13 protein-coding genes are annotated in these 15,113 nt (G+C 39.9%); 8 read left to right on the forward strand and 5 right to left on the reverse strand.

Translation table 11 applies throughout. The features are described 5' to 3' along the window. Positions 1-49: 49 nt before the first annotated feature. The 3 genes from GFH32_RS06920 to GFH32_RS06930 form a co-directional block, all read right to left on the reverse strand. Positions 50-1,285 carry an ROK family protein gene (locus tag GFH32_RS06920; protein ID WP_153510544.1) on the reverse strand — a complete coding sequence of 412 codons (1,236 nt, stop codon included), beginning with the start codon at positions 1,283-1,285 and terminating at the stop codon, positions 50-52. 551 nt (positions 1,286-1,836) lie between these two features. After that, the gene (locus GFH32_RS06925) at positions 1,837-3,090 is read right to left on the reverse strand and encodes a PQQ-dependent sugar dehydrogenase (RefSeq protein ID WP_153510546.1); all 1,254 of its coding nucleotides are present in this window, start codon (positions 3,088-3,090) and stop codon (positions 1,837-1,839) included. A gap of 20 nt (positions 3,091-3,110) precedes the next feature. Beyond that, positions 3,111-3,677, reverse strand: coding sequence for a YqgE/AlgH family protein (locus tag GFH32_RS06930; RefSeq protein ID WP_153510548.1), 567 nt, complete (start codon positions 3,675-3,677; stop codon positions 3,111-3,113). Positions 3,678-3,812: 135 nt separating this feature from the next. Between GFH32_RS06930 and pdxH the strand changes: the two genes are divergently transcribed. From pdxH to GFH32_RS06970, 8 genes are all read left to right on the forward strand, one after another. Further along, complete coding sequence (gene pdxH, locus GFH32_RS06935) at positions 3,813-4,466, forward strand: pyridoxamine 5'-phosphate oxidase (RefSeq protein ID WP_153510550.1); 654 nt, start codon at positions 3,813-3,815, stop codon at positions 4,464-4,466. 1 nt (position 4,467) lies between these two features. Continuing rightward, positions 4,468-4,959, forward strand: coding sequence for an NADH-quinone oxidoreductase subunit C (locus tag GFH32_RS06940; RefSeq protein ID WP_153510552.1), 492 nt, complete (start codon positions 4,468-4,470; stop codon positions 4,957-4,959). A 1-nt stretch (position 4,960) separates the two neighbouring features. Beyond that, a complete protein-coding gene (locus GFH32_RS06945) occupies positions 4,961-6,157 on the forward strand; it encodes an NADH-quinone oxidoreductase subunit D (RefSeq protein ID WP_153510554.1) in 1,197 nt (398 codons plus the stop codon). Between the two features lie 502 nt (positions 6,158-6,659). Beyond that, positions 6,660-7,067 carry a hypothetical protein gene (locus tag GFH32_RS06950; RefSeq protein WP_153510556.1) on the forward strand — a complete coding sequence of 136 codons (408 nt, stop codon included), beginning with the start codon at positions 6,660-6,662 and terminating at the stop codon, positions 7,065-7,067. Positions 7,068-7,238: 171 nt separating this feature from the next. Then, on the forward strand, positions 7,239-8,321 hold the full coding sequence (locus tag GFH32_RS06955) for an efflux RND transporter periplasmic adaptor subunit (RefSeq protein ID WP_153510558.1): 1,083 nt from the start codon (positions 7,239-7,241) through the stop codon (positions 8,319-8,321). Positions 8,322-8,342: 21 nt separating this feature from the next. Next, a complete protein-coding gene (locus tag GFH32_RS06960) occupies positions 8,343-11,504 on the forward strand; it encodes an efflux RND transporter permease subunit (RefSeq protein WP_153510560.1) in 3,162 nt (1,053 codons plus the stop codon). Then, complete coding sequence (locus tag GFH32_RS06965; protein ID WP_153510562.1) at positions 11,494-12,951, forward strand: TolC family protein; 1,458 nt, start codon at positions 11,494-11,496, stop codon at positions 12,949-12,951. Before GFH32_RS06960 ends, GFH32_RS06965 begins: the two co-directional genes overlap by 11 nt. A 180-nt stretch (positions 12,952-13,131) precedes the next feature. Then, entirely contained in the window at positions 13,132-13,680 is a 549-nt protein-coding gene (locus GFH32_RS06970; RefSeq protein ID WP_153510564.1) for a DUF1543 domain-containing protein, read from the forward strand. A 1-nt stretch (position 13,681) separates the two neighbouring features. On the opposite strand, the gene GFH32_RS06975 is transcribed toward GFH32_RS06970, so the two are convergent. Together GFH32_RS06975 and GFH32_RS06980 are read right to left on the reverse strand one after the other, a co-directional pair. Further along, positions 13,682-14,332: an NAD(P)-dependent oxidoreductase gene (locus GFH32_RS06975; protein ID WP_153510566.1), complete on the reverse strand. Its 651-nt coding sequence runs from the start codon at positions 14,330-14,332 to the stop codon at positions 13,682-13,684. Between the two features lie 97 nt (positions 14,333-14,429). After that, a complete protein-coding gene (locus GFH32_RS06980; protein ID WP_153510568.1) occupies positions 14,430-15,113 on the reverse strand; it encodes a hypothetical protein in 684 nt (227 codons plus the stop codon).

Raw genomic sequence — 15,113 nt, forward strand, 5'->3', positions numbered from 1 at the left:
CCTAACGTAATCTTAATTGTTTAAGAAGTTAATACTTTTAATGCGGGGATTATCCCATTTTTAGTTTGTCTTCAAAATACTTCTCAATGAAGAATCGACACAAGCCCAAGATTGAACCTTTATCAGCCAGTTCGGATACAAATAACTCACAATCTTTCGATATTTTACCCATTGTATAGGTCTGAATTTGTTGTTGAATTGGATTTGTAATCAACGATGCGGCAGTAGCAAAGCTTCCTGACAAAACAATGCATTCAGGATTTAGTACTTGCAGAAATTGAGCAATTGCCTTACCCAAATGTGCACTGACACCGGAAATCAACTCGATTGCATATTGGTCTCCATCAACTGCTGCTTTTAGGATGTCAATAGGTTGAAGATCTTGATCTTTGAACATGCTGGTAATCATGGTCGGTGTTCCGTTTGCGATATCATTTTTCGCTCGCTTCACTAATGCAGTGCCCGAAGCAACCGTTTCCAAGCAGCCGCGTTTGCCGCAATAGCAAAGTTCTCCATCTTCCACGAAACTGATATGTCCCATTTCTCCGGCAAATCCATGCTTACCTTGGAAAATTTTTCCATTTGAAATGATACCCAAAGATACACCCCAGTCGATTAATACGACGAGACCCTCTTCGCGATTCCGAAGTAAGCCATAGTGCATCTCGGCCAGCGAGGCAATGTTGATATTGTTGGTAATGCATGTCGTTTTTCCAAACGTTTCCGCCAAGTGGGCTTGTAGGTTGAAGTTGGTTGCATGAAAAAATGTATAATTCTCGCCACTATCCTTGTTTATTAGTCCTGGCATAGAGATGGAAAGCCCGGTTACTTGGTTCCAGTCAATCTGTTGTTCTTCAGCATAGCGTCTGATTAGGTCGATAAACGCGGGAAGATTACTCACGTCGCGACTTAACATTAAAGGATATCGAACAGTGCGCGCTAATAAATTGCCATTATTGTCGATATAGGAAATATTGATATTGAAACGGTCTACTTCGATACAAAGGACACGAAACAATTCATTTCGTAACTGATAAAGATTGGGCTTTCTCCCACCGATAGACTCTCCTCGTTCGTGTTGAGTAATTAACTTCTGATCGAGTAATTCAATAATTAAAGTGTTGAGAGTAGGGAAACTTAAATCAAGACTTAACATCAATTCATTGACGGATGCTTTGTCGAGAAGGTAGACTGCTTGCAGTACTTTAAATTTCTTCTTTGCTGTTCTTGCAAGCTTTAGATTCTTATTTGTAGGATTGATAAAAAGTTTCTCAACTGAATTCATATGATGCTATTGTAAAAAAGAGATGCTTTCGACATCTACAAAAATCCGTTCGAAACGAATTTAGATCGTAATAATAAGTATTAAATTATAAAAATAGTAATGTTATATTATTTTAAACATTATCCTATACGTGGTGTTCATTTCAAATATAAGTCAAATTATATAAATAATTCATGTTTTATTGTTTGGAAAAACTTATTTGTTTCTTAATATGAAAACGTTAATGATGGCGTCAATGAGAAATCCAACATTTCCTAAACTTATATACTTTAAGTTTCTTCATTATCTTAAGTTATTTCTTGCAATATAAATTATTTTTAGGTTATAAACACGAATAATTGAGATAATAATTTTATTTAAATATAAATAATAATCAGTTTTTGGATTAAAAATTAAACATGTATTAAATTTATTTCTATAATATAAATTTGTAGCATCTTTATTACGAAGAGGTTAGCGGGTGCATGTAACGAAAATGGAGGTTAAGCCCATGAAAAAAGGTTGCTTTAAACAAAGCAACCTAATCACAATATAAATTTAAATCGATCAAATTATTGTTTGTCGATTTTGTATACTTTCCCAGAGTCTGTTATGCTGTATAAGGCACCATCAGTACCTTGGATAATATCTCTGAATCGTTGTCCTTCGGACTGTAATAAGCGTTCTTCGCCAACAACTTTATTGTCTTTGATAACTAGACGTGCGATATGCGTACTGCTTAAGCCAGAAATAAAGAGGTTGTTCTTCCACTCAGGGATATTATCACCTGTATAGAATGTCATACCGCTTGGCGATAATACGGGATCCCAATAGTAAACTGGTTGTTCTAATCCTTCTTTTTGTTGAATAGGAGGGTTGCCAACAGGATCACCTTTATATTCAATACCGTAAGTTATGATTGGCCATCCATAGTTCTTACCTGCTTGTACTAAGTTAATTTCATCACCTCCACGTGGTCCAAATTCAGAATCCCAAAGATCTCCTGTAGTTGGGTTGAAAGCCAATCCTTGTACGTTTCTATGCCCGTAACTATAAATTTCAGGTTTAGCATCAGCTTGATTTGCAAAAGGATTTCCTGAAACAGGTTTTCCATCTTTTGTAATACGTAAGATCTTACCCAATGCCGAATTTAAATGCTGCGCCTGAGGGCGTGTTTCTAAGTCTGAACGCTCGCCAGTAGATACAAATAAATTACCTTCTTTATCGAAAATGATGCGACCACCGTAGTGTAATTTGCCATTATACGTTGGAAGTGCCTGATAGATTACCGTAGCACCCTCAATTGTTTTGTCGTCGGCAGAAAGCTTACCTTTCCCAACAGCGGTATGGTTTCCTCCGTTTGCTGGTTCTGCAAAAGTCCAATATACCATGCGATTGCTAGCGAAATCAGGATCTAAGGTAATGCCTAATAAGCCACCCTGACCCTCAGCGTCTACTTTTGGAAGCCCAGTAATAGCGTCAGACAACTTGCCTGTTGCAGGGTCAACAATACGTAAATTGCCAGCTTTCTCTGTGATTAGTAAACGACCATCTGGAAGTGCTGCGATTCCCCAAGGACTCTTTAAGCCTTCAGCAATTACTTTTCCAGCAAATGCAGTAGTTGTTTTTACGCCTGCAATTCTCGTTTGTCCTTCGAATGCTGGTTTGTACTCTGCATTACCTTTGTTAGTCTCTACCGGTGGCAGCTTGCTTGTATCTTGTGCTGTACTATCGGTAGGATTTGTTCCTGCTGAATTTGCACCATTGCAGGCAACCAAGGTTGTCGCAGCTGCGCAAAACAGAGCTTTGGAAATTGTTATCTTCATAGCGTATATGTTTTTTAAGTTTAGTTGAATTCTGGACGTTTCGGAAAGTTGGCAACATGTGCGTACTTTGGACCCATGCTAATTATGGCTTCTTTCCAAAGATCTTCGCCATCGGTAATAAAGGCTAAGTCAATGTTGAATGAATTGTGAACAGCCCAAGAATTCAGTTTTATCTCCTCATCAAGCTGATTTGGAGACCATCCCGAATAACCTAAGAATAGCTTCACCTCTTCATTGCTAATTAACCCATCGTTTAATAGTTCTTTTAATCGCTCAAAATCGCCACCCCAATATAGATCGTCAATGATGTGATTCCCGCTCATGAGCTTGTCGTAGGCTTTGTGCACGAAAAATAATGCATCACCCTCTACGGGGCCGCCAAAATACAATGGAACTTCCGTATTATCCATTCCGACAATCACATCAGAAAGATAAAGCATCGATCGATGATTCAGAATCAAACCGACAGTTCCTGATTCCTGATCATGTTCACAAAGGAGAATGACGGAACGCTCAAAATTCTGATCCAACATAAACGGTTCAGATAATATTAAGCTTCCACGTTTGGGTATAAATTCGTTGAACATAAATAAATCAGTGTTGCCTTATATCAAATTTATATAATAATTTGCAAATCGAGCGCTAAATACCTAACTATTTTACCAATAAAACCCCAAAAGGTTCGCTATTTTATTAAGTTTGTAAGAATAAAAACAGCTGCTATGTCGATTCAACATAAGGAGATTGCAGCCATTCGTCAGGACTACGCATTAAGCAGTTTAAACGAATCGGATGTATTACTAAATCCCATCGAACAATTTAAAAAATGGTTTAACGAAGCTCTCCATAGTGAGGTAGTTGAGGTCAATGCTTTTGTCTTGTCGACAGTTAGCAAGGATTTAAAACCATCGTCAAGAATTGTATTACTCAAAGATATTAAGCCCGATGGCTTCAGTTTTTTTACAAATTACGACAGCCGCAAAGGGCAGGAGATGGCGGAAAATCCGTCCGTTAGCGCTCTGTTCTTCTGGCCTGAATTGCAACGCCAGGTGCGAATCGAAGCGCAGATAGAAAAGCTGCCAACCTTCGATTCTGATGAGTATTTTGCTTCTCGTCCTCGTGGCTCTAGAATTGGAGCAATTGCTTCGCCTCAAAGTCATGATTTATCCAACAGAGCAGAATTAGAAGCACTTGTCCAAGCAGTAGAAGCACAATTTGCGGACAGCGAAACAATTCCTCGACCTGCTAATTGGGGAGGATATCTATTAAAGCCAAGCCGTATCGAGTTTTGGCAGGGAAGAAGCAGCCGTCTACACGATCGCATCGTCTTCAGTGTACAAGAAAACGGATGGACTATAAAACGCATCGCACCATAACATGATTGAAAATATCCAAATCGACCTAAATAAACATGTAAACCCGCAAGCGGTATTAAGTCTACAAGAAAGTGGTTTGCAACCCGCTTTGTATATAAATCCAAGTTATCTAAAAGAAGTTTGTTTGTTCTTGAGAGATACCGAAGGCTACTATTTCGATTTCTTAGCCGATATTGCGGCTGTAGATTACTTTCCTGAGCATTATTTTGAAATAGTATATCATCTGACTTCCTTACCTTATCAAAAACAATTGGTATTAAAAGTGAAGCTTGAAAATCAACGTCAAGTCGATGATTTACCAAGTCTAACTTCCGTTTCTGAAATCTGGAGAACGGCAGATTGGCATGAGCGTGAAGCATTTGATTTAATGGGAATTCATTTTGAAGGTCATCCGGACTTAAGAAGAATATTGATGCCCGATGATTGGGAAGGTTATCCCTTAAGGAAAGATTATCAAGATCCAGAAATATATCACGGGATTACAGTCAAATAAGATGGGAAAAGAACAATACGAAGTTGGTTTACGTAACTATGAGCAAAAGATTGCCAGTGTAACGTCCCAAGAGATGGTAATTAATATGGGGCCTCAGCATCCTTCAACGCATGGTGTGCTACGTCTTGAGTTAATTACTGACGGAGAAATTGTAAAAGATATAATTCCACATTTAGGTTATCTACATCGTTGTTTTGATAAGCATGCCGAATCCATAAACTATACGAAAAGTATTCCTTTTACGGATCGATTGGATTATTTATCGTCCATGAACAATAGCCATGCGTTTGTTATGGGCGTGGAGCGGATGTTAGGTCTTGATCAAAAAATACCGAAACGTGTCGAATATATTCGCGTATTGGTATGCGAATTAAATCGAATAGCATCCCACCTCATTGCCATTGGAACTTATGGTATCGATATCGGTGCTTTTACACCCTTTATGTGGTGCTTTCGCGATCGAGAGCATATTATGAATATGTTGGAATGGGCCTCTGGATCTCGGATGCTATACAACTATATTTGGATCGGAGGATTATTCTACGATATACCTGTAAACTTTGAAGAACGCTGTCAAGAGTTTGTAAGCTACTTTAAACCCAAACTCATCGAATTGGACGATCTTTTATCCAATAATGAGATTTTTATCGCTCGTACCGCCAATATCGGCATACTGCCAGCAGATGTCGCAATCAACTACGGTTGTAGCGGTCCGATGCTGCGTGCCTCAGGCGTTAAATGGGATTTGAGACGTATAGACGGTTATTCGGCTTACCCAGAACTCGACTTCGAAATCCCAGTAGGAAAAGGAGAGATGGGACAGCTTGGCGACTGTTGGGATCGCTATAAAGTACGTGTCGATGAGGTGAAAGAGTCGGTGAAAATAATCGAACAATGTCTGGAACGCCTATTGAAGGATTTCAAGCGAACGACAGAATTTGACCCCCGTGCACTCGTTCCGAAGAAAGTAAACCTAAAAGCGCAAGATTATTATGTTCGTGCAGAAAACCCGAAAGGTGAACTTGGCTTTTATTTTGTAACGGCAGAAAAAACGGATATACCAAGACGGGTAAAAGCCAGAGGACCAAGCTTTAATAACCTCTCTGTGCTGCCTGAACTCGGGAAAGGCGTGCTAATTGCCGACCTAATCGCTATACTCGGGTCAATCGACATTGTGCTTGGTGAGGTCGATAGATAGATAAAACATGCAAAAAAACGCAATTTTATTTGAGGCGTATTAGAAATATTTCTATATTTGCTCTCTCATAATTTAAGTTTATAATTGGTTAATAGTTAGGGATGCAATTGCCAGATTGCGTCCCTTTCTCTTTTTAAGATTTCCAAGCACTTCTCGTCATCATTTCAAGACATCTTTCCGAGCATTCCCTAGATCGATTCAGGCTAAATACATAATAATAGCATGACCAATTCAATATCGTTTTAAAGCCCTTGCTGATCGAAGATAAAAGGGAAGTGAAAGGGATTTGAAAGGGAAGTGAAAGGGATCTAAGCAGCTGGATTCATTAGCTTGAATTTTATTTGGAAGGCAAGTAAATCAGCTAAGTCCTTGATTTATTGTGGACAGCAGATTCAATCAGCTTAACATTTATTGTCCGAAAATCAAGAAAGATGTAATTTTTTTGTTAAAAAGTGTTAAAGCAGCTTGAGGTATTCAATCACGCAGTATATTTGACCTCGATATGAAAGCAGTTATCACATTTATTCTTTTCTTTTTCTTCCTCCTTATTCGGAGTGGAAATAGTCATGAGCTAATGACTGACTCGTATCGCCCTGCAATCAGCTTTATGCAACAACATAACGTGCAGGATTTAAAAGTGAAATCAAATACTTCCGTACAGCAGGCAATAAGCTCGTCTAAGACCAATGGGCATAACACAGTCGACGAACACTTACTGTATACCAACGAGAATGAGGACCTTCAAAGTGCCAATGATTTTCAGATGCAAATGGCTTTGTTTGCAACATTGGTTTGTTTCACTTTCGTTTTTGTTCAAGTAGGACGAAAAGCAGAGGAACTCCCTCGGTTTTCCTACCAGCTATCTTACGATACCCCACTTTATCTTACCAAACGCGCGCTTTTAATTTAAGCGTTTCTATTTCCGTTTTTCTGCAATTTCTTATGCTGGAATGGGAATGGTATGCCGTTGTTGTATCCTGACTTCTTCATCATAAAAATTCAGTACGGGAATCCCTTTCGTTTGAGAGTCTTTTAGGCTTTTAAAAATCAAAATTAGTTTACCCCCTATATTGTTTTAAAAATGAAGAGAGTATTAGTGCTCATGAGCTTGGCTGCATGTTTAGGTCAAGTCGCGTGTTCTCACAAAAAAGAGGAACACAAAGAAGAAGAGAAGTTTACAGTGACCTCCGCCATGCTGATGGATACCTGTTTTACGAAAGAGTATGTTTCACAAATCAAATCTGTACGTAACATTGAAATTCGAGCTTTAGAAAAGGGCTATCTAGAGCAAATCTATGTCGATGAAGGACAGACGGTTCACAAAGGGCAATTGTTGTTCCGTATTATGCCAAGGATGTACGAAGCTGAATATCGTAAAGCAATGGCCGAAGTTGATCTGGCGTCGATTGAGATGGAAAACACCCGCAATCTAGCGGATAAAAATATTGTTTCGCCAAACGAATTGGCCATGTCAAAGGCTAAACTAGAAAAAGCAAAAGCAGAATCGGCAATTGCCAAGTTGCACCTTTCTTTTACGGAAGTTCGCGCGCCGTTTGACGGAACCATTGACCGTATCCCATTGAAATTGGGAAGTCTGGTTGACGAAGGAGAGCTTTTAACCAGCCTATCGGATAACAGTCAGATGTTTGCTTATTTCAATGTTTCGGAACCAGAATATTTAGACTATCAACAACAAGTTGCCGACCGCGGTGATAATCACGTATCCTTATTGTTAGCGAATAATCAACCATTAAGCGCTAAAGGGATGGTTGAAACGATCGAGGGGGAGTTCGATAACGAAACCGGTAATATTGCCTTCAGAGCGCGTTTCCCCAATCCAAATAGATTGTTGAGGAATGGGCAAACCGGTAAAGTTTTAATGACCGTTCCGATGAAGAATGCGATCATTATCCCGCAAAAGGCAACCTATGAATTACAGGATAAGAAATATGTGTATCTGGTCGATAAACAAGGTAAAGTTGCTTCTAAGCAAATTAAAGTAGGCTCTTCGTTGCAAGATCTGTATATCGTAGCGTCAGGGCTTTCAGCCAACGACCAATTTTTATTGGAAGGCATTCAGAAAGTGAACGATGATGATAAAATTAGTTTTAGCAAAGTGAATCCTCAGGATGCTATTTCTAATCTGAAGTTGAAAACCGAATAATAAAGCAAAGGAGTAACGTTTATGTTTAATAGATTTATAAATAGACCGGTACTATCGATTGTTATTTCGCTTATTATCGTGTTTTTAGGGATTCTTGCGATGACGCAGCTTCCTGTAACGCAATTTCCTTCCATTTCACCGCCAAAAGTTACGATTACAGCCGAATATCCGGGAGCCAATGGTGAGTTAATGATTAAGTCGGTCATTATTCCACTTGAACGTGCCATCAATGGTGTTCCTGGAATGAAATACATGACTTCGGATGCGGGGAATGATGGTGAGGCTAGTATTCAAGTGGTTTTCAACCTAGGTACAGATCCCAATCAGGCATCCCTCAATGTGCAAAATAGGGTCGCCTCTGTCGTCAATAAGCTTCCGCCGATCGTTGTTCGGGAAGGGGTGAAGATCACGCGAGAGGAATCCAATATGTTGATGTATATCAACCTTTATTCTGAAGAGGAGAGCTTAGGCGGGAATTTCATGTATAATTACGCCGATATAAACATCTCACCTGAATTGAAACGTGTAAACGGTGTTGGTGTTGCTGATATTTTGGGTAATCGCGAATATGCGATGCGAATTTGGTTGAAGCCCGATCGTATGACTGCTTATAAGATTTCTGCCGAAGAGGTGATGAAAGCACTTGAGGAACAAAGCTTAGAAGCTTCTCCAGGTCGTGCAGGGGAATCATCGGGTATAAAATCGCAATCTTTCGAATATGTACTTAAATATTCAGGTCGTTTTACAACGGAAGCTGAATATGGAAATATCGTGCTGCGCGCGAGTTCCAACGGTGAATTATTAAGGCTTAAGGATGTTGCCGATGTTCATTTTGGATCAGCGATGTACGATATCTATTCGACCTTGGATGGTAAGCCTTCTGCGGCAATTGTCTTGAAGCAATCCTATGGAAGTAATGCCTCTCAAGTTATCAAAGACGTAAAAGCCAAAATGGAAGAGCTTAAAGGTTCATTCCCTAAAGGGCTGAAATATGAGATTAGTTATGATGTTTCGAAGTTTTTAGATGCATCTATCGAGAAAGTAATACATACGCTCGTTGAAGCATTTATTCTAGTTGCAATTGTTGTTTTCCTATTCTTAGGGGATTTCCGGTCCACCTTGATTCCAGCCATGGCGGTACCGGTATCCCTCGTAGGTTCTTTTATGTTTATGCAATTCTTTGGTATCACCATCAACTTGATCACCCTGTTTGCACTGGTGCTGGCTATTGGGGTGGTCGTTGATGATGCCATTGTCGTCATCGAGGCCGTCCATAAGAAGATGGAAGAGCAACATATTTCTGCCTATAAGGCAACCAAGAAAGCCATGGGAGAAATCGCAGGAGCAATTATCGCTATTACGTTCTTGATGGCTGCGGTGTTTATCCCTGTCGCATTTATGTCCGGACCTGTTGGGATTTTCTATCGGCAGTTCTCCATTACGATGGCAACTTCGATTATTCTTTCGGGTATTGTCGCGCTGACTTTAACACCAGCATTATGTGCTATTCTATTAAAGAATAATCATGGTAAACCGAAGAAGAAATCAATCGTCGACAAGTTCTTGGATTCATTCAATCGCGGTTTCGATAAGATGTCGAATCGATACGTCGGAATCTTACAAAAGATTGTGACCAAGCGCGGCTTAACCTTTCTGATCTTGACAGGTTTCTGTATTGGTATTTATTTTTTAAACAATAGTGTGCCTTCCGGTTTTATTCCCAATGAGGATCAGGGGATGATCTACGCTATTATTCAGACTCCGCCGGGATCTACCTTAGAGCGTACAAATGCGGTTGCCCGCAAGTTGCAGGCTGAATCGGAGCATATTGATGGGGTTTCTTCTGTATCATCTTTGGCTGGATATGAAATATTAACAGAAGGAACGGGTGCAAATACGGGTACATGTTTAATTAATTTGAAAGATTGGTCCGATCGGAAGGAGTCAGCACATGAGATTATCGAGCAGCTTGAAGAAGTAGCTAAGCATATCCCAGGAGCAACGATTGAGTTCTTTGGTCCGCCTGCTGTTCCCGGCTATGGTGCTGCGGGAGGTTTTGAATTGCGCTTATTGGATAAAACAGGAAACAATGACTTCCAAAAGATGGAAGAGGTAAGTAAGGATTTTGTGAAGGAATTGAGTAAGCGTCCTGAGTTAGCTTCAGTATTTACGTTCTATAGTGCTTCATTCCCTCAGTATATGCTGAAGATCGATAATGATATTGCTCAGCAGAAGGGAGTTTCGATCGATAACGCGATGAATACGCTGTCTACACTTGTCGGTAGTAATTATGAAACCAACTTCATTAAATATGGTCGTCAGTATAAAGTTATGGTTCAAGCTTTACCGCAATATCGTGCTTTACCGGAGGATATATTGAAGCTGTATGTGAAAAACGATAAAGAAGAGATGGTTCCATTTTCTGCATTTATGCGTATGGAACGCGTATATGGGCTATCGGAAATCACTCGGCATAATATGTATATGGCTTCGGAGATTTCGGGATCTCCAGCGCAGGGATATAGTAGTGGGGAAGCGATTCGTGTTATTAATGAAGTTGCTGCGAAAACACTACCAAAAGGATATGGCATTGATTGGGCTGGTATATCGAAAGACGAGGTTTCTAGAGGTAATGAGGCGATGTATATTTTCTTAATCTGTTTAGGCTTTGTTTATTTAATCTTGGCCGCGCAATATGAAAGCTTTATTCTCCCATTTTCGGTTATCTTATCGTTACCAGTGGGGATCTTTGGAGCCTATTTATTACTGTTGCTATTGCATCTAGAGAATAATATCTATGCGCAGGTTGCGCTAGTCATGCTGATTGGTTTGCTGGGTAAGAATGCGGTATTGATCGTGGAATTTGCTGCCCAGAAGCATGCCGAAGGAATGACAGTGTTAGCATCTGCGATGGAAGGAGCGAAAGTTCGTTTCCGTCCAATTCTGATGACTTCGTTCGCCTTTATTGCAGGATTAATTCCTTTGGTATTTGCGACTGGACCTGGAGCAATTGGAAATAGAACGATAGGTACAGCTGCCGCTGGGGGTATGTTATTTGGAACTGTGTTTGGTGTGCTGATCATTCCAGGATTGTATTTCATTTTTGGTACCATCGCATTTAAGCGAAAATTGATCAAACATGAAGAGGAGGGGCCTTTAACCGAAGAAATCAATGACAATTAATAAAAATAACATCAAGGACTGGGCTGCTATTGCTAGCCTAGCCCTTCTACTGGGGTCTTGCAAAGTTCCGCAAGCAACACAGTTGAAAGAAAATAAGCAAACGCCAGCTTCTTTTGCTGCGCAGAACGATATGTCTTCTGCGGACAGTACAAATATTGGGAATTTGAGTTGGCGGACGTTTTTTAACGATCCAAATCTTGTGTCATTACTTGATACAGCATTAAAAAATAATCAGGAGTTGCGTATAACATTGCAAGAGCTTGAGATTGCTAAAAGTGATATTTTATTACGAAAAGGGGCGTTGAAACCTAAGGTAGATATTCGTGCTGGAGGAGGAATTGAAAAGGTTGGGCGTTATACTTCGCAAGGTGCTGGCGATGCGAGCACGGAGATAACTCCAGGTCACGAAATGCCTGATCCCCTTGGCGACTTAAATATTGGCGCCTATGCGAATTGGGAAATTGACGTATGGAAGAAGCTTAAAGACGCCGAACAAGCTGCTGTAAACCGTTATTTAGCGTCGGTTGAAGGAAAGAATTTTGTGTTAAGTAGTTTGATAGCGGAAGTTGCGAATTCTTATTTTGAACTTCTTGCATTAGACAATCAACTGGATATTATTCGTCAGAATATTAAGCTGCAAGAAAATGCTTTGGAAGTTGTAAAGATACAAAAGGAATCGGCTAAGGTTACGGAGTTGGCGGTTCAGAAATTCACAGCTGAAGTGGCAAAGACTAAAGGCATGGAGTTTTCGACATTGCAACAGATTAAGGAAACAGAGAATCGGATTAATTTCTTGCTCGGTCGTTATCCACAGCAGATTGCGCGTGATCCGAATAACTTCATCCATCTCGTACCAGCATCTATAAAAGCGGGATTTCCAAGTCAATTGTTAGGAAATCGACCAGATATTATGCAGGCAGAGCATGAACTGACAGCCGCAAAATTAGATGTGCAAGTCGCACGGAAGGAGTTTTATCCTTCCATTGGATTGTCGGCAGGTGTAGGCTTGCAAGCTTTTAAACCTTCCTACCTATTTAAACTTCCGGAATCGTTATTATTCAATTTGGCGGGTGATCTAGCTGCTCCTTTATTGAACAAGAATGCGATAACCGCCGAGTTTAACGCTTCAAATGCTAGACAGATACAAGCGGTCTATAATTATGAGCGCGCTATACTTAATGCATTTACCGAGGTGTCGACGCAGTTGTCTAATATCGATAATTTAGAGAAGGGCTTTCAGTATAAAAGCCAAGAAGTGGATGCATTAAATAAGTCGATTGAAGTGTCGAATGATTTATTCAAGTCTGCTCGTGCAGATTATTTGGAAGTGTTGACGACCCAAAGGGAAGTGTTGGAGGCTAAGCTGGAGTTACTTGAAACAAAGAAACAACAGTTAAGTGCCGTGGTAAATGTTTACAAAGCGTTAGGAGGGGGATGGAAACCATAGTTCATTATTTTTATTCAATATAGGGTTAGTACATTGGGGCAGGCTTTAGCTTGCTCCTTTGTCATTTTTATCCAAGTTTCTCGATAAAAGAAAATTGCTTGGGAATGATGTCTTTTCCGATAAAAGATATAAATTTAATCAGCAGACAATGAATGGCGTTAGACTAAACTTATTTTTGGTATGAACTTATATATGCTAGTACTTGGCGGAAAGCCAGCAGGTCGATTTACAGAGCAACATGACGTATTTTTTGGTATAGCGAACGAATTGAAAGACTTAGTTCCTCAAATGAATGAATTTTGGCCTGAATTGGCGGATAGGATGCATATAGACTCTTGGCGTAAGGTAACGCGTGTTGGGAATTTTCAAGTAGACGTTATCGAGAAGGTAGCCGACAGCGTTCCTCATGATGTGAACTTGTTCTTTGTCAACTTAGGAGGCTATAAGCCGAATGATATGGAAGAATATCATTATAAAATCCTGGTTGTCGCGCAGGACTTAGCGGAAGCAAGCAAAGTCGCAAAGGAATCAACTTTTTATAAGCATTATGAATCATCTCATATTGATGATAAATATGGAATTGATGTAGATGATATCTATCCAATAGAAGATATGCTACCTGCTTCTTTTAAAGAAAGCTATCAACTTGTTTTTCGTATTGCAGAAGATAGCTTTGAAGATTTGTTAGAAGTAGGCTACCTCAAAATCAGTAAATTACTGGCTACTTAATTTAATAAGCAGCCGTAAAATGTTGTTTGATAAATTTGTTGTTCTCCAGTTCATCCGCGATAGCTACGGCAACATCTTCCACTGAAAGAATACTTTTACCATCATGGTCGAATACGGGGTGTCCAATAGCGGTTCTGTATTCGCCTTTACGTGTTCCTGAGTTTGAAGGATTCATTTCGATTGCAGGGCTGAAAAAAGTCCAATCAAGTTCATCCTCGCGCTTCACGACTTCGAGATAATCGGCAGCAGCTAATGCTCCAGGTTTAATGGCTGCGGGAAAATCAGGACTGTCAACAATTCGTGACTCATCATTGATTTTAAGACTGCCAGCCCCGCCGACAATAATCAGACGTTTTATTCCTGCGTCCTTAACTGCTTGTAGTATATGGCGTCCGCCAGCAAGGAAATCATCGTAAATCTCTGGGTTTTCCCATCCTGCATTATAGGCTGAAATGACAACATCATTACCTTTCAATGCGCTTGCTAGCCTACCTTCGTCATTCACATCCGTCTGAACAGCCAACACATGTGGTTTGTCTTTTATTTTATCTACATTTCTCGCAATTGCTGTTACTTCATAATTTCTATTGATCAATTCTTGGAGGATATGTGATCCTACGAATCCCGTAGCTCCGATTAAAGCGACTTTCATATATATGATATTTAAAGTGAAAATGCCTTGAACATCAAATCGTCCAAGGCATTTATAAAACATTTTAAAACTATTTTAGTTTGACACGAATGTCATCCTATTGTTTTTTGAATTTCGCATAAGAATCGAGAATATAAGCTGTCAAATCTTCTTTGCGAGCAGCTTTAATGAACGCGTAAGTCGGCCTGTATTTATCTCTAAATAAGGCCAGTTGATCGGTTGGGAGCGAAATTAACGATAGGATAAGTTCGTTTGTAAAAGTACGATCAACAAGTCGTTGTTCTTTCTCAAGTTCTAGAATTTTAATGCTGTTTCTAGCAATCTTCGCTTCCTTACCAAATAAGCGCGATGGTGAAACACGTAATCCGCCACGCGTTTTGCTAGTCTCAACCGCTTGACTGTTGTTCTTCGCACGCTCAATCTCGGTATTTAAGCGACTATCGGTCATTCGTGTCACCGTAACTTCGTCAATACGGATAATACTTTTATCGCGAACTAGGTAGATTCTTGAAATTCCATCTTGGTAGATAAATGCTGTATCGCGATCATATCCTTTACCTTTGAGTACTAAATAGTCGTTCTTCTTACCATCGATTGTGAAACTACCATCCGCTGCTGTCTTTGTCGACTTATTGTTGCTGATATTTTCAATCAAGACCTCGGAAAGGCGCTGACTATTTTCAAGATCAAATACAAGACCTTTAATCTGCTGTGCCGCTGCGATTCCGATATTACCTAATAGTATCAGGGTAAGAAAGGCTATAATTTTGATGTTCTTCAT

This window comes from Sphingobacteruim zhuxiongii (assembly GCF_009557615.1).
GTDB classification, from domain to species: domain Bacteria; phylum Bacteroidota; class Bacteroidia; order Sphingobacteriales; family Sphingobacteriaceae; genus Sphingobacterium; species Sphingobacterium zhuxiongii.